The organism is Nocardia sp. NPDC057353, assembly GCF_042667085.1.
Taxonomy (GTDB): domain Bacteria; phylum Actinomycetota; class Actinomycetes; order Mycobacteriales; family Mycobacteriaceae; genus Nocardia.
Genome location: NZ_JBHVAK010000003.1, coordinates 130,843 through 146,130, shown reverse-complemented (window position 1 = coordinate 146,130; position 15,288 = coordinate 130,843). Strand labels below are relative to the sequence as shown.

The following is a 15,288-nucleotide window of genomic DNA, read 5'->3' as shown; positions in this document are numbered from 1 at the left end:
CACTCGGTACAGTTCGTGGCATGCGGATCAAGTGGGCGGCGGTCGCGGCGGCAGCCGTGGCACTCGCGGTCGCGGGCTGCGGTTCCGGGGACAGCTCCGAGCAGACCGGCCCCACCCGGCCTGCGCCCAAGGTGGTCGAGCTGGGGCCGTTCGTCGGCGAGTGCGGCAATGTCACCGATACCGAGATCCGCGACGTCGGCGGGATCGGGCAGGTCACCCGGGTGTTCCGGAACGCCGTCGGCTGCAACTGGCAGGCGGGCGGGTTCGGCTCGGCCAGCATCACCTTCGCCTCCTACCGGGGCAGCCCGATCGAGCGCGAGCGGGCCTGGGTGACGGTGAACGGCCGCGCCCCCGAGCAGATCGAGGTGGCCGGGAAGCCCGGCTTCGCCGCGCTCGACCCCGGCGGCTCCATCTGCGACCTCGCCATCCAGCTCGGCGACGACTTCTTCGAGTGGTCCACCAACCTCGGGCCGTTCGTCACCGGCAACCCCTGCGACCGGAGCCGGGCGCTGGCCGAGTTGACGCTCCAGCGGATCCGGTGAGGCGGGCCATGCGACACGCTCGAGTTCCCCGGCTGCGCGCGGCCGCGGTCGCGCTGGTCGTCGCCGCCGCGGTGGGCGGCTGCGGCCAGGTGATCCCGGGCACGCCGCTCGGCGTCGGCGAGAGCCAGCCGGTCGACACCAGGCTGGACAAGCTGCTCCGCGAGTGCGAGATCCTGAGCCACCAGCAGATCGGCGACGCGGTGGGTGAGGGCGTCATCCCGCAGGACTCCTTCTTCGGCGCGGTCTGCATGTGGGACCTGGTCGGCGCGCCCGGCGGCGACGGCATGGCCACCCTGAACTGGTACGAGAACGGCTCGCTCGGCAACGAGAAGCAGACCAACAACAAGCTCGGCTACGAGACCGAGAACGTCACCGTGGACAGCGCGCTGGTGCTGCAGATCCGGCGGCCCAACGACCCGGACTCGTGCGGCATGGTGGCCAGCGCGCCGGACAACGGCGTCATCGGCTGGTGGCTCAACTACCGCTCCGGCTCCAGCCACCCCGACCCGTGCGAGGCGGTCCGGAAACTCATGGCGCTGACCCTGAACCTGGCCCGCTGACCACCCCGTTTCGACCTTTCTCGAGGTCGCGGGTATTGTGGACGGCTGTGCCCGGAAGGTAGCGGGCAGGTTCGTGTGCAGACGTAGGCCAGCGAGAGCGGCCGACCCCTCAGGTGTGCCTGGAATCCGGGGTTCCGTACCGCGCGCGACACGCCCGACCCCGGGACGCGAGAAATGGGGTCGGACGTGCAGCTGAGCCATGAAGTTCCCGTACCGCGATAACAACTGAGGAAAGCCGGTCTATGCCAACCATCAACCAGCTGGTCCGCAAGGGTCGCCGTGACAAGGTCGCCAAGACCAAGACCGCGGCGCTCAAGGGGAGCCCCCAGCGCCGTGGCGTGTGCACCCGCGTGTACACCACGACCCCCAAGAAGCCGAACTCCGCGCTCCGCAAGGTTGCGCGTGTTCGCCTGACCAGCGCGATCGAGGTCACGGCGTACATCCCCGGTGAAGGCCACAACCTGCAGGAGCACTCGATGGTGCTCGTCCGCGGCGGTCGTGTGAAGGACCTGCCCGGTGTGCGCTACAAGATCATCCGCGGCTCGCTCGATACCCAGGGCGTGAAGAACCGCAAGCAGGCCCGCAGCCGCTACGGCGCCAAGAAGGAGAAGAGCTGATATGCCGCGCAAGGGTCCCGCTCCCAAGCGTCCGTTGATCAACGACCCGGTCTACGGGTCGCCGCTGGTCACCCAGCTGGTCAACAAGATTCTCCTGGACGGCAAGAAGTCCACCGCCGAGCGCATCGTCTACGGTGCGCTGGAGCAGGCGCGGGAGAAGACCGGCACCGACCCGGTCGTCACCCTCAAGCGCGCGCTGGACAACGTCAAGCCCGCCCTCGAGGTGAAGCCCCGCCGCGTCGGCGGCGCCACCTACCAGGTGCCGATCGAGGTCCGCCCCGGTCGCTCCAACACCCTGGCGCTGCGCTGGCTGGTCAACTACTCGCGCGCGCGCCGGGAGAAGACCATGGTCGAGCGGCTGGCCAACGAGCTGCTCGACGCGAGCAACGGCCTCGGCGCCTCGGTCAAGCGCCGCGAGGACACGCACAAGATGGCCGAGTCCAACCGGGCCTTCGCGCACTACCGCTGGTGATTCCTGCCCGGCCCGTCATCGCTGTCGGGGCCGGCAGGCTCACGGTCGAGAACCGGGCATTTCGGTGCCCGTTCCGGCGTTGACAACCGAAGACTCAACCCAGAGAGCAGAGCGGGGAAGATTTCCGTGGCACAGGACGTGCTCACCGACCTGAACAAGGTCCGCAACATCGGCATCATGGCGCACATCGATGCCGGTAAGACCACCACTACCGAACGCATCCTCTTCTACACCGGTATCACGTACAAGATCGGTGAGGTCCACGACGGCGCGGCCACGATGGACTGGATGGAGCAGGAGCAGGAGCGTGGTATCACCATCACCTCCGCCGCGACCACGTGCTTCTGGAAGAACAACCAGATCAACATCATCGACACCCCCGGGCACGTCGACTTCACCGTCGAGGTGGAGCGGTCGCTGCGGGTGCTCGACGGTGCCGTGGCCGTGTTCGACGGCAAGGAGGGCGTCGAGCCCCAGTCCGAGCAGGTGTGGCGTCAGGCCGACAAGTACGACGTGCCGCGGATCTGCTTCGTCAACAAGATGGACAAGCTCGGCGCGGACTTCTACTTCACCGTGCGCACCATCGAGGAGCGCCTCGGCGCCAAGCCGCTGGTGCTGCAGCTGCCGATCGGCGCCGAGGACACCTTCGAGGGCATCGTCGACCTGGTCGAGAACAACGCCAAGGTTTGGCGCGGCGAGACCAAGCTCGGCGAGGAGTACGAGGTCGTCGAGATCCCGGACGACCTGAAGGAGCGCGCCGAGGAGTACCGCACCGCGCTGCTGGAGACCGTCGCCGAGTCCGACGAGGCGCTGCTGGAGAAGTTCTTCGGCGGCGAGGAGCTCTCCATCGAGGAGATCAAGGGCGCCATCCGCAAGATGACGGTGGCCTCCGAGCTCTACCCGGTGCTCTGCGGCTCCGCGTTCAAGAACAAGGGCGTGCAGCCCATGCTGGACGCGGTCATCGACTACCTCCCCTCGCCGCTGGACGTGGAGAACACCACGGGCCACGTCCCCGGCAAGGAAGAGGAGCTGCTGACCCGCAAGCCGGATGCCACCGAGCCGTTCGCGGCGCTGGCGTTCAAGATCGCGGTGCACCCCTTCTTCGGCAAGCTGACCTACGTCCGGGTGTACTCGGGCAAGGTCGACTCCGGCGCCCAGGTGATCAACTCCACCAAGGGCAAGAAGGAGCGGCTCGGCAAGCTGTTCCAGATGCACTCCAACAAGGAGAACCCGGTCGGCGCGGCCTCCGCGGGGCACATCTACGCGGTCATCGGCCTGAAGGACACCACCACCGGTGACACCCTCGCCGATCCGCAGAACCAGATCGTGCTGGAGTCCATGACCTTCCCGGACCCGGTCATCGAGGTCTCGATCGAGCCCAAGACCAAGTCCGACCAGGAGAAGCTGGGCACCGCGATCCAGCGGCTCTCGGAGGAGGACCCGACCTTCTCGGTCAAGCTGGACCAGGAGACCGGCCAGACCGTCATCGGCGGCATGGGCGAGCTGCACCTGGACATCCTGGTGGACCGGATGCGCCGCGAGTTCAAGGTCGAGGCGAACGTCGGCAAGCCGCAGGTGGCCTACCGCGAGACGCTCACCAAGACCGTCGAGAAGCTCGAGTACACGCACAAGAAGCAGACCGGTGGCTCCGGCCAGTTCGCGAAGGTCATCATCGCGCTCGCGCCGTTCGTCGGCGAGGACGGTGCGACCTACGAGTTCGAGAACAAGGTCACCGGTGGCCGCGTGCCGCGCGAGTACATCCCGTCGGTGGACGCCGGTATCCAGGACGCCATGCAGTACGGCGTGCTCGCCGGGTACCCGCTGGTCAACATCAAGGCCACGCTGCTCGACGGCGCGTACCACGACGTCGACTCCTCGGAGATGGCGTTCAAGATCGCCGGCGCGCAGGCCCTGAAGGAAGCGGCCCGCAAGGCCGGTCCGGTCATCCTCGAGCCGCTGATGGCGGTCGAGGTGATCACGCCCGAGGACTACATGGGCGATGTGATCGGCGACCTGAACTCCCGCCGTGGCCAGATCCAGGCCATGGAGGAACGCAGTGGTGCCCGTGTCGTCAAGGCGCTGGTTCCGCTCTCGGAGATGTTCGGCTACATCGGTGACCTGCGGTCGAAGACCCAGGGCCGGGCGAACTACTCCATGGTGTTCGATTCGTACGCGGAGGTTCCGGCCAACGTGTCGAAGGAGATCATCGCCAAGGCGACCGGCGAGTAAAACGCTCCCGGGCGTACGCAATACCCTTTCCCCGTGTAAGTGCGGGGGAGACCACCGCACTGCTGCAACTGCACGCACCAAGACAGTCCAGGAGGACACAAAGTGGCGAAGGCGAAGTTCGAGCGGACGAAGCCGCACGTCAACATCGGCACCATCGGTCACGTCGACCACGGCAAGACCACGCTGACCGCGGCGATCACCAAGGTGCTGGCCGACAAGTACCCGGATCTGAACGCGGCCTTCGCGTTCGACCAGATCGACAAGGCGCCGGAGGAGAAGGCTCGTGGTATCACGATCAACATCTCCCACGTCGAGTACCAGACGGAGAAGCGGCACTACGCCCACGTCGACGCCCCGGGCCACGCCGACTACATCAAGAACATGATCACCGGTGCGGCGCAGATGGACGGCGCCATCCTGGTCGTGGCGGCCACCGACGGCCCGATGCCGCAGACCCGCGAGCACGTGCTGCTCGCCCGCCAGGTCGGCGTGCCCTACATCCTGGTCGCGCTGAACAAGTCGGACATGGTCGACGACGAGGAGATCCTCGAGCTCGTCGAGATGGAGGTCCGCGAGCTGCTGGCCGCGCAGGAGTTCGACGAGGAGGCGCCCGTCGTGCGCGTCTCCGGCCTGAAGGCGCTCGAGGGCGACGAGAAGTGGGTCAAGTCCGTCGAGGAGCTCATGGACGCGGTCGACGAGTCCATCCCGGACCCGGTCCGTGAGACCGAGAAGCCGTTCCTCATGCCGATCGAGGACGTCTTCACCATCACCGGGCGTGGCACCGTCGTCACCGGTCGCGTCGAGCGCGGCATCGTGAACGTGAACGAAGAGGTCGAGATCGTCGGCATCAAGGAGAAGACGACCAAGACCACGATCACCGGCATCGAGATGTTCCGCAAGCTGCTCGACCAGGGCCAGGCGGGCGACAACGTCGGCCTGCTGGTCCGCGGCATCAAGCGCGAGGACGTGGAGCGCGGCCAGGTCGTCATCAAGCCGGGCACCACCACCCCGCACACCGAGTTCGAGGGCCAGGCGTACATCCTGTCGAAGGACGAGGGCGGCCGCCACACCCCGTTCTTCAACAACTACCGCCCGCAGTTCTACTTCCGCACCACCGACGTGACCGGCGTCGTGACCCTCCCCGAGGGCACCGAGATGGTCATGCCGGGCGACAACACCGAGATGAGCGTCAAGCTCATCCAGCCGGTCGCCATGGAAGAGGGCCTGCGCTTCGCGATCCGCGAGGGTGGCCGCACCGTCGGTGCCGGTCGCGTCGTCAAGATCGTCAAGTGATGTCCTGACATCGCGGTTCGAGCGGCGTCGCCCCTGCGGGGGCGGCGCCGTTCGGCGTTTCCGGGCCGCATCGACGGTGCTGACCACCAACCAAGCACTTGCTAGGGTGATAGCTACCTCGTTCCAGGTATGATAACGGCATTCTCGAGAATGGAGAACGCGATGACCGCACCGATCGTGATCGTCGGCGCAGGCCTTGCCGGGCTGCGAACCGCAGAGGAGCTGCGGCGGGCCGGGTACGAGGGCGGCCTCGTCCTGGTCGGCGACGAGGACCGGCCGCCGTACGACCGCCCGCCGCTGTCCAAGCAGTTCGTGCGCGGCGAGGTCGAGGACACGGCGCTGCGACCGCCCGAGTTCTTCACCGAGAAGCAGATCGAGCTGCGCTTGGGGGTGGCGGCCGCCGGGGTGGACACCGCGCACCGCAGGCTGCTGCTCGCCGACGGGACCGAGCTGGAGTACGCGCACCTGGTGATCGCCACCGGGCTGCGGCCGCGCAGGCTCACCGGGCTGCCCGAGCTGGACGGGATCCATGTGCTGCGTTCGCACGACGACGCGGCAGGGCTGCGGGCCGCGGTGGGCTCGGCGCGCAGCGCGCTGGTGATCGGGGCCGGGTTCATCGGCTGCGAGGTGGCGGCGTCGTTCCGGGCCGAGGGGCTGGACGTGATCCTGGTCGAGCCGCAGGCCGCGCCGCTGGCCGGGGTGCTCGGCGCGCAGGTCGGTGAGCGGGTGGCGGAGATGCACCGGGCCAAGGGGGTGGATGTGCGCTGCGGGCTCGGCGTCGCGCTGCTGCACGCCGACGAGAACGGCGCGGTGCGCGGGGCGGAGCTCAGCGACGGCAGCGAGGTCGCGGCCGACCTGGTGGTCTTCGGGGTCGGGTCGCGGCCGGAGGTGGAGTGGCTGGCCGAGTCCGGGATCGAGCTGGCGCCCGCGGGGTCGGGCGGCGGGGTGCTCGCCGACGAGCACGGGCGTACCTCGGCGGCGGGGGTCTGGGTCGCCGGTGACGTGGCGGCCTGGCGGAACGCGACCGGGGCGCACCGGCGGATGGAGCACTGGACCAGCGCGGGCGAGCAGGCGCGGGTGGTCGCGCTGCACATCCTGGCCGAGCTGGTGCCTGGCAGCGAGGTGCCCGCGGTGCCCGCGCAGGTGCCGTACTTCTGGAGTGACCAGTACGAGCTCAAGCTGCAGGCGCTGGGGCGGCCGAGCCCCGCCGACGACCTGCACGTGGAGCCGGGGAACGGGCACGCCTTCATCGCGTACTACTCGCGGGACGGCATCCTCACCGCGGTGGTCGGCGCCGGGATGGCCGGGAAGGTCATGAAGGCGCGCGGGAAGATCGCCGCGGGCGCGCGGGTCGCGGACGTGCTCGCGCCCGCCTGAGCGGAAGCCGCCGCAGGGGCGGGCGCGCCTGCCGCTGCTCCGCGCACCCGACCGCGCTGCGGGCTGTGCCGGGGCGGGCGGGCTCGGGCCGGGGCGAGGGCATCCGGGCCCTGTAATACGGTGATCGGGTGATCGTGGCGCTCATCGATTCGGGGCTCGGCCTGCTGCCGACGGCGGCGTGGCTGCGCAAACTGCGCCCGGACGTGGACCTGCTGCTCCAGCTCGACCCGGACGGCGCGCCCTGGGGGCCGAAGCCGGAGGCGTGGACGGTGCAGCGGGTGCTCGACACCGCCGCCGACTCGCTGGCGCTCGGGGCAGAGGTGATCGTGCTGCCGTGCAACACCGCCAGCGTGACCGCGCTGGCGCAGCTGCGCGAGATGGTCGGGCCGGAGGTGCCGGTGGTGGGCACCGTGCCCGCCATCAAACCCGCCGCGGCGGAGTGCCGCTCGGTGGCGGTCTGGGCCACCGCGGCCACCACCGCCAGCCGGTACCAGGCCGATCTCATCGCCCGGTTCGGCGGCGATGCCGATGTGGTCGGGATCGCCTGCCACGGCCTCGCCGACTCCATCGACCGCGGTGAGCTCGCGGCCGCGCGCCGGGCCATCGCCTCGGCCGCCGAGCGCACCCCGGAGGGGGTCGAGGGCGTCGTGCTCGGCTGCACGCACTACCCGCTCATGGCGGACGAGATCCTGGCCGCGCTCCCCGCCGGGGTGCGGCTCTTCGACAGCGCGCCCGCGGTGGCCGCGCAGACGGTGCGGCGGATGGATGAGCTGGGGCGGCCGAGCACCGGCAACGGGACCATCCTGGTGCGCACCAGCGGGCGCCCCGGGCCGCTGCCGCCGAGCGCGGGGGCCTTCGAGTCCGGTCGATTCCTCGGCGCCGGGCTGCCGTGACGCCGGGTGCCCGGCCCGGCCGGGGCCGCGAGGCGCGCGGCGACCGGGTCGGATCGGCCGCTGCCGAGATCCGAGGTTCGGCGGGACCGGATTCGGCCGATGCGGTGCGGGAAGCGCTGCGGGAGCATGCCGACCCGCGCGACGCCGATGGTGCGCGGCGGTTCTTCAAGACCGGGCCGGGGGAGTACGGCGAGGGCGATGTCTTCATCGGGGTGCGGGTGCCCGCCACCAGGAAGGTCGCCAAGGTCTTCGCCGCGCTGCCGCTGGAGCAGGTCGAGGAGCTGCTGGCGAGCCCGGTGCACGAGGAGCGGCTGGCCGCGCTGTTCATCCTGAACCGGCGCTCCGAGCTCGCCGCCCGACCGCGCACCGGCGACGAGGCGACCCAGCGCGCGATCGTCGAGCTGTACCTGGCGGCGGTGCGCGGCGGCCGGGTGAACAACTGGGACCTGGTCGACGCCTCCGCCGAGCACATCCTCGGCCGCTGGCTCCTCGACCGCCCGCGGGACCTGCTCGTCGAGCTCGCCGCCGGGTCGCTCTGGGAGCGCCGCACCGCCCTGCTCAGCACCTTCGCCTTCATCAAGGCGGGCGACCCGAGCACCACCTTCGACCTGGTCGAGCTGCTGCTGCCGGACCGCCGCGACCTGCTGCAGAAGGCCTCCGGCTGGATGCTCCGCGAGGTCGGCAAGCGGGTGGACCGCGCCGTGCTCACCGCGTTCCTCGATCAGCACGCCGCGGCGATGGGCCGCACCGCGCTCAGCTACGCCACCGAGCACCTCGACCCGGCCGAGCGCGCCGGGTACCGCGCCCTGCGCTGACGCACCGGCCCCGGCGCGGACGCGGTGGTGTCAGAACTGGATGCGCAAGCGGTCGGTGGTCGGCCGCGCCTGGCAGCCGAGGATGTACCCGTTCTCGATGTCCTCCGGGTCGAGGATCTCGGCATTGTCCATCTCGACCTTGCCCTCCAGCACGGTGCAGGCGCAGGAGCCGCACTCGCCCTCCTGGCAGGAGTAGGGCACGTCGAGGCCCTTGTCGAGCATGATGTCGACCAGCGTCTGCTTGCGCGGCCAGCGCAGCTCGTGCACCTCGCCGTCGAGCTCCACCTCGACGGTGGCGGCGTCCGCGGCGTCCTCCGCGCTCACCTCGGCGGCGACGTGCTCGGCGAAGGGGTCGCCCGCGAGCGAGTTGAACACCTCGGCGTGCGTGCGGGTGCGCGGGACGCCGAGCGTGCCGAGCGCGTCGTGCACCCGGTCCATGAAGGCCTTGGGGCCGCACATGAAGGCGTGGTGCTCGGTGTAGGGCGCCACCAGCCCGGCCAGCTGCTCGGTGCTGGGCAGCCCCTGCAGGCTCTCCAGCCAGTGCAGCACGGTGAGCCGGGTGGGGTGCTGCTGCGCCAGCTCGCGCAGCTCCTCGGCGAAGATCACCGAGGCGGCGTCACGGTTGGCATAGACCAGCACGATCCGGCCGGAGCCCTGGTCCAGCGCGGACTTGAGGATGGACATGACCGGCGTTATCCCGCTGCCCGCGCCGAAGAGCAGCAGGTCGGCATCGAGATCCGCGGGGGTGAAGACGCCGGAGGGGGGAAGCACCTCCAGCTCGTCGCCCGCCTTGACGTTGTCGCAGACCCAGTTGGAGCCGTAGCCGCCGTCGGTGCGCTTCACCGTCACCTTGGGCGCCTCGTCGGTATGCGGCGAGCTGGCCAGGGAGTAGCAGCGCGCCACCGAGCCGGTGCGGTCGCTGGGGATGCGCAGGGTCAGGAACTGGCCCGGCTTGTAGTGGAACTTCTCGCGCAGCTCCTCGGGTACCTCGAAGACGAGCGAGCAGGCGTCGGCCGTCTCCGCGACGACCGCGGCGACGCGCAGCACGGCCGAACGCGAACCATGGGGGACCTCGACGGTGGTCATGTCGTCCTTTCCGGACCCGGCGGCGCCGGGTGGGGAGCGAAAACTAGAACGTGTTGCAGTTTTATCCTACGTCGGCGCGCGGTCGGCGGACAAGCTGGGCCTCCAGCCCGGCCACGAGCACGTCCATGCCGAAGTCGTAGGAGTAGCGGCCGCGCAGGTCCGCGATGTAGCGGCTGGCCCGCGCCACCGGCTCCGGCAGCGTGACGTCCTGCGGAGAGTAGCGGTCGCGCGGGTTCACCCGGCTGCGGCCGAAGAGGTAGGTGTGGATGGTGGCGTAGGCGGCGAGCACGTTGCGGTCGTCGAAGCCCGCGTCGACCAGGATCTCCATGATGGCGGTGATCAGGTCCAGCTGTTTGCCGAGCATCTGCTCCAGCAGGATGTCGCCGAGCCCCGGGTGCTTGCGCAGCTTCTCGTCGATCTGGTCGATGAGGTCGCGCAGCCGCACCTGCCACACCCCGGAATCCGGCGGTGGCGTGCGGAGTCCGGTGAGCGCGGCGGTGGCGACCAGGTCGAGCAGCTCGCGCTTGTCGGCCACGTAGTAGTAGGGCGCCATCGGCGAGACGCCGAGTTCGCGGGAGAGTCGCCGCATGGAGAGCTTCTCCACGCCGTCCTGGCGGACCACCCGCAGCGCGGCCTCGACGATCTCGGCCTCCGACAGCGAACTGCCCGCGCCGCCCGCCTGCGTACGTCCGACTCCCATGCCACCTCTACCGCCGCGGATGTGTGCCACCCGTCACTCGCCGTTCACCTGCGTTCCCACCCGAAGTCTAGAACCCGCGCGGGGGCAGCGGTTCCGCGCGCGGCGGCCCCGGTCAACCGGTGCGACGGGGCGATGCCGCGTTCACCCGGTGGGCGCCGCTTCCGGCCCTACTGTAACGTGTTGCAGTTTCCCTGCCGCAGCCGCGGGTTGCCCGGCGTGTGCCGGGGGATGCGCCGCGGTCCGGCCGATGCACGCAGGTCACGGCGGCCGATGATGCCCGCGCGGCCGATTCGGCCTAGCATCGCAGGAATGCGCCACGATCGCCTGCCCGACGGATTCGGGGTGCGGATCGATCCGCGGGTACGCGCATTCTCCGGGGGTCGGATCCTGATCGGCGGGTCGCCCGCCCGGTTGCTCCGGCTCGCGCCGGAGGCCGCCGCCATGATCGGCGACGGCTACCTGGAGGTCACCGACCAGCGCTCGGCCGGGGTCGCGCGGCGGCTGCTCGACTCCGGGGTCGGCAATCCGCGCCCCCGGCTGCTCCCCTCGCCGGAGCAGGTGACGGTGGTGGTGCCGCTGCGCGACAACGCCGCCGGGCTCGACCGGTTGCTGGCCGGGCTCTCCGAGCACCACCGGGTGATCGTGGTGGACGACGGCTCGGCCGAGCCGGTGCCCGCGCCGGAGCACCGGGCGGCGGTCACGGTGCTGCGGCACGAGCGGGCGCTCGGGCCGTCGGCGGCGCGCAATGCCGGGCTGCGCGCCGCGGGAACCGAGTACGTGGCCTTCCTGGACAGCGACGTGGTGCCGCGCGCCGGGTGGCTGGAGGTCATGCTCGGGCACTTCAGCGACCCCGAGGTGGCGCTGGTGGCGCCGCGCATCGTCGCGCTCGACCCGAAGGCCAATGCGCTCGCGCGCTACGAGCACTCGCGGTCGTCGCTGGACCTGGGGCGGCGCGAGGCCGCGGTGCGCTCGAACACGGTGGTGAGCTACGTGCCGAGCGCCGCGCTGCTGGTTCGCAGGCAGGCGCTGCTCGACGCGGGCGGCTTCGACGAGGACATGCGGGTGGCGGAGGACGTCGACCTCTGCTGGCGGCTGGAGCGCGCGGGCAGGCGGCTGCGGTACGAGCCCGCCGCCAGGGTGGCGCACGACCACCGGGTGAGCTTCCGCTCCTGGTTCGCGCGCAGGCGGTACTACGGCACCGGCGCCGCGCCGCTGGCCGAGCGGCACCGGGAGCTGGTCTCCCCGCTGACGCTGCCCGCGTGGACCGTGCTGGCCGCGGTGCTCTTCGCCAGCGGCACCAGGCTCGGCGCGGCGGGCGGGTTCGCCACGCTGTTCGCGGCCGGGCTGCGGCTGCGCCGGGCGCTGGCCGGGCTGGACAACCCGAACCGGATCGCGGCCATCTACGTCAGCAGGGGGTTCGCGGCCGGGGTCTGGCGGATCGCCTCCGCGGTGTGCAGGCACTACTGGCCGGTGACGGTGCTCGCGGTGCTGGCCTCGCGCCGGATCCGCCGGGTCGCGCTGCTGCTCGCCGTCGGCGAGGGGCTGGTGGACTGGTACACGCACTACCAGCGCGACGGCCTCGACCCGGTGCGGTACCTGGCCTTTAAGCGGCTGGACGACATCGCCTACGGCTCCGGGCTCTGGCTCGGGGCGTACCGGGCCCGCAGCGCGGCCGCGCTGCTGCCGGTGCTGCGCTTCCGGATGGGCTGAGCCGTGCGGCCGGAGCCTGCCACGCTGGTCGTCGGGGCGGGCACCGCGGGCTGCGTGGTCGCCGCCGGGCTGAGCGCGGACCCGGCGCAGACCGTGCTGGTCCTGGAGGCGGGCCCGGTCTGGCGCACCCCCGAGCAGGCGCCGCCCGGGCTGCTCGACGCCGCGACCCTGCCGCTCGACCCCGGCGCGCCGTGGCTGCGGCACTACCCGGCCGTTCTCGGCCACGCCGCTGGCGCCCCCGTCGCCGCCACCCTGGTGCGCGGTGCCGCGCTCGGCGGATCCGGCGCGGTGAACGGCGCCTACTTCATCCGCCCGCCCGCCGCCGACCTCGCGGCCTGGGCGGCGCTGGTCGGCGCCGACACCTGGAGCGCCGCGCAGCTGGCCCCGGTCTTCGCTGCGATCGAGACCGACCTCGACTTCGGCACGGCCCCGCACCACGGCGCCGACGGCCCGATCCCGGTGCGCCGCCCGGCCGCGCCGGACGACCCCTTCGCCGCGGCCGCGGTGGCCGCGGGCTTCCCCGCGGTGCCGGACTGGAACGACCCGGCCGCCCCGGCCACCGGCGTCGGCCCGGTGCCGTGCTCGCTGGCCGGGCCGCTGCGCGCGGACACCGGCTCGCGCTACCTGCTCCCCGCGCTGCACCGCCCGAACCTCACGCTGCGCGGCGGCACCGAGGTCACCCGGCTGCTCGTCGAGCGCGGCCGGGTCGCCGGGGTGCACACCGCGACCGAGGTGGTCCGCGCGGGCCGGGTGGTGCTCTGCGCGGGCGCCATCGAAACGGCGGCGCTGCTGCTGCGCTCCGGGATCGGCCCGCCGGACGAGCTGCGCGGTGCCGGGATCGAGCCGGTGCTGGCGGCGCCGGTCGGGCGGCACTGCGCCGACCACCCCGAGGTCGGGCTCGACTACCGGCTCGACGGCGGGCGCGCAGGCGCGGTGGCGCTGGAGACCGTGCTGGAGCTGGACGGGGTCGAGCTGCGGCCGTACGCCCTGGAGTTCGCGCCGGGAACGCGCCGGATCGGGGTCGCGCTCATGCGCCCGGCTACCACCGGCACGCTCCGGGTGCGCACCGCCGACCCCGCGGTGCCCCCTGTGATCGAACACAACCACCTGGCCGCCGCGACCGACCGGCGGCGGCTGCTCGACGGCCTCGGGATCGCGGCCGGGCTGCTGTCTCGGATGGCAGGCGCCCGGGGCGCGGCGGCCCCGCCCGCGGCGGCCGAACTGCCCGCGAACCTCACCACTTCGCAACATCTGGCCGGTTCCTGTCGCATGGGGAGGCAGGATGACGACCATGCGGTGGTGGACCGGATGGGACGGCTGTACGGCCTGGACGATCTGTGGATCGCCGACCTGTCGATCGTGCCGGTGGCGCTCGCCCGCGGACCGCAGGCGACGGTCGTCGCGCTCGCGGAAACGATCGCTGTCGGCATGCGCGGATAATCTGAACGACTAATAGGTCACAATTTCTCCGCAGCCTTTCCCGTTGTGAGGTGCAGGACAAAGAAGCCATCCGCCTCGGCGAGAACCTACGCGCCGGTACAGTTTGGGGGGGAAAGAAAGGCTAATGGTCAGCAATCTTGCGGGTGGGCGACCTCACGGACAGGAAGAGGACGCCGCGACCCGACCGCGCGAAGGTTCGCCTGCGGAGCACGGCTCCGAGCTGGGTGCGCTGGAGGCCTATGCCGCGCAGGCCCACGGGTATCTCGGCGCGGGCGGCGAGCAGCTGTCGCAGCTCGCCGGTCTGCTGCGCCCCCTCGTCCTGGAATCGTGGTTGCGGAGCGTTCGCGGGGGGATCGATCCGCTCGACCCGGTGGACGGCCGCGGGCTGCGCGGCGCCGACCTGCAGCGCTACCGGGAGGCGCACCCGATCGCGGTGCTCATGCCGCTCATCGACAAGCTGCTCGTGCAGGACGCCGCGCGCTCCGGGCTCATCGTGGTGGTCGCGGACCAGTTCGGCCGGGTGCTCACCGTGCACGGCAACGCGGACCTGGTCGCCGCGGTCGCCGAGATCGGGCTGCGCGCGGGCGACGACCTGAGCGAGCGCCGGGTCGGCACCGGCGCGGTCGGGCTGGTGGTGCGCACCGGGCGGGCCGCCTGGATCCACGGCCCCGAGCACTACCTGCACCGCATGCACCAGCTCACCGGCGCGGCCGCCCCGGTGCACGCGCCGGACGGCAGGCTGGTCGGGGTGCTGATGATCGCGGGCGGTGTGCGGGTGGCGCGGCCGGAGATCCTGGCCCTGGTCAAGGCCGCCGCGACCGCCGCCGAGATGGACCTGGTGCTGCGCGCCATGCGGGCCGAGCGGCACGGCTCCCCGGACGACCAGGGCGCCGCCGCGCCGATCGGCAGGCTCGGGCTCGACGTGCTCGGCCTCGGCCAGCCGCAGCTCACCACGCCGACCGGCCGGGTGCTGCTCTCGCAGCGCCACGCCGAGATCCTACTGCTGCTCACCGAGCACCCCGAGGGGCTCGGCGCGGACCACCTCGCGCTGCTGCTCGACGACACCGACCTGGACAACGGCACCATCCGGGCGGCCATGTCCCGGCTGCGCGCGGTGGTCGGCCCCGCCGTCTTCGGCTCCAGGCCGTACCGGCTGCGCAGCCACGTGGCCACCGATGTGGAGGCGCTGCGCGCCGCGCTCGACTCCGGCGACGTCGAGGCCGCGCTCCGGCTCTACACCGGGCCGGTGCTGCCCCGCTCGAACGCGCCGGGCATCCTCGACATCCGCGACGAGCTGCGGGTGCGGCTGCGCGCGGCGGTGCTGAACTCCGGCGACTCGGCCGTGCTGCGCCGCTGGACCGCGGGGCCCGACGGCCGCGACGACGCCGACGCCTGGGTGGCATATCGCGCCACCGTCGACCGCGAATCTCCGCTGTACGCGCAGATCGAGGCCAAGATCCGGGTGCTCGATCGCAGGCTCGGCGCCGATGCAACGCGGATGCAACGTTTCGCCCCATAGTCTCGGCAGCCGCCGGTGCTACAGGTCACATTTTC

14 protein-coding genes are annotated in these 15,288 nt (G+C 71.6%); 12 read left to right on the top strand and 2 right to left on the bottom strand.

The features are described from left to right. Positions 1-20 precede the first annotated feature (20 nt). From ACFUUZ_RS02435 to ACFUUZ_RS02395, 9 genes are all read left to right on the top strand, one after another. Positions 21-542 (top strand): DUF3558 domain-containing protein, encoded by a 522-nt coding sequence (locus ACFUUZ_RS02435; protein WP_378691698.1) that lies wholly within the window; start codon positions 21-23, stop codon positions 540-542. 8 nt (positions 543-550) lie between these two features. Then, on the top strand, positions 551-1,102 hold the full coding sequence (locus tag ACFUUZ_RS02430) for a DUF3558 domain-containing protein (RefSeq protein ID WP_378691696.1): 552 nt from the start codon (positions 551-553) through the stop codon (positions 1,100-1,102). 242 nt (positions 1,103-1,344) lie between these two features. Further along, the gene (rpsL, locus tag ACFUUZ_RS02425) at positions 1,345-1,719 is read left to right on the top strand and encodes a 30S ribosomal protein S12 (RefSeq protein WP_067653430.1); all 375 of its coding nucleotides are present in this window, start codon (positions 1,345-1,347) and stop codon (positions 1,717-1,719) included. A 1-nt stretch (position 1,720) separates the two neighbouring features. Beyond that, entirely contained in the window at positions 1,721-2,191 is a 471-nt protein-coding gene (rpsG, locus tag ACFUUZ_RS02420) for a 30S ribosomal protein S7 (protein WP_378612398.1), read from the top strand. A 126-nt stretch (positions 2,192-2,317) separates the two neighbouring features. Continuing rightward, positions 2,318-4,420, top strand: a complete 2,103-nt coding sequence (fusA, locus tag ACFUUZ_RS02415; RefSeq protein WP_378691694.1) for an elongation factor G — start codon at positions 2,318-2,320, stop codon at positions 4,418-4,420. Between the two features lie 102 nt (positions 4,421-4,522). Then, positions 4,523-5,713 carry an elongation factor Tu gene (gene tuf / locus ACFUUZ_RS02410; protein WP_378691691.1) on the top strand — a complete coding sequence of 397 codons (1,191 nt, stop codon included), beginning with the start codon at positions 4,523-4,525 and terminating at the stop codon, positions 5,711-5,713. Between the two features lie 162 nt (positions 5,714-5,875). Continuing rightward, positions 5,876-7,090: an NAD(P)/FAD-dependent oxidoreductase gene (locus ACFUUZ_RS02405; RefSeq protein WP_378691688.1), complete on the top strand. Its 1,215-nt coding sequence runs from the start codon at positions 5,876-5,878 to the stop codon at positions 7,088-7,090. Between the two features lie 128 nt (positions 7,091-7,218). Continuing rightward, positions 7,219-7,983, top strand: a complete 765-nt coding sequence (locus tag ACFUUZ_RS02400; protein WP_378691686.1) for a glutamate racemase — start codon at positions 7,219-7,221, stop codon at positions 7,981-7,983. Positions 7,984-8,051: 68 nt separating this feature from the next. Then, positions 8,052-8,798: a DNA alkylation repair protein gene (locus ACFUUZ_RS02395; RefSeq protein WP_378691901.1), complete on the top strand. Its 747-nt coding sequence runs from the start codon at positions 8,052-8,054 to the stop codon at positions 8,796-8,798. A gap of 30 nt (positions 8,799-8,828) precedes the next feature. Here the strand turns inward: ACFUUZ_RS02395 and ACFUUZ_RS02390 are convergent, their stop codons facing one another. Together ACFUUZ_RS02390 and mftR2 are read right to left on the bottom strand one after the other, a co-directional pair. Beyond that, a complete protein-coding gene (locus tag ACFUUZ_RS02390; protein ID WP_378691683.1) occupies positions 8,829-9,884 on the bottom strand; it encodes a 2Fe-2S iron-sulfur cluster-binding protein in 1,056 nt (351 codons plus the stop codon). Positions 9,885-9,945: 61 nt separating this feature from the next. Further along, positions 9,946-10,584, bottom strand: a complete 639-nt coding sequence (gene mftR2, locus ACFUUZ_RS02385; RefSeq protein ID WP_378691680.1) for a mycofactocin system transcriptional regulator MftR2 — start codon at positions 10,582-10,584, stop codon at positions 9,946-9,948. A 309-nt stretch (positions 10,585-10,893) separates the two neighbouring features. Here mftR2 and mftF point away from each other — a divergent pair, with 309 nt between their 5' ends. The 3 genes from mftF (at position 10,894) to ACFUUZ_RS02370 (ending at position 15,253) form a co-directional block, all read left to right on the top strand. Then, on the top strand, positions 10,894-12,294 hold the full coding sequence (gene mftF, locus ACFUUZ_RS02380; RefSeq protein WP_378691677.1) for a mycofactocin biosynthesis glycosyltransferase MftF: 1,401 nt from the start codon (positions 10,894-10,896) through the stop codon (positions 12,292-12,294). A 3-nt stretch (positions 12,295-12,297) separates the two neighbouring features. Further along, complete coding sequence (gene mftG / locus ACFUUZ_RS02375) at positions 12,298-13,734, top strand: mycofactocin system GMC family oxidoreductase MftG (protein WP_378691674.1); 1,437 nt, start codon at positions 12,298-12,300, stop codon at positions 13,732-13,734. A gap of 124 nt (positions 13,735-13,858) precedes the next feature. Beyond that, positions 13,859-15,253, top strand: a complete 1,395-nt coding sequence (locus tag ACFUUZ_RS02370; RefSeq protein ID WP_378691671.1) for a GAF domain-containing protein — start codon at positions 13,859-13,861, stop codon at positions 15,251-15,253. Positions 15,254-15,288: the final 35 nt, after the last annotated feature.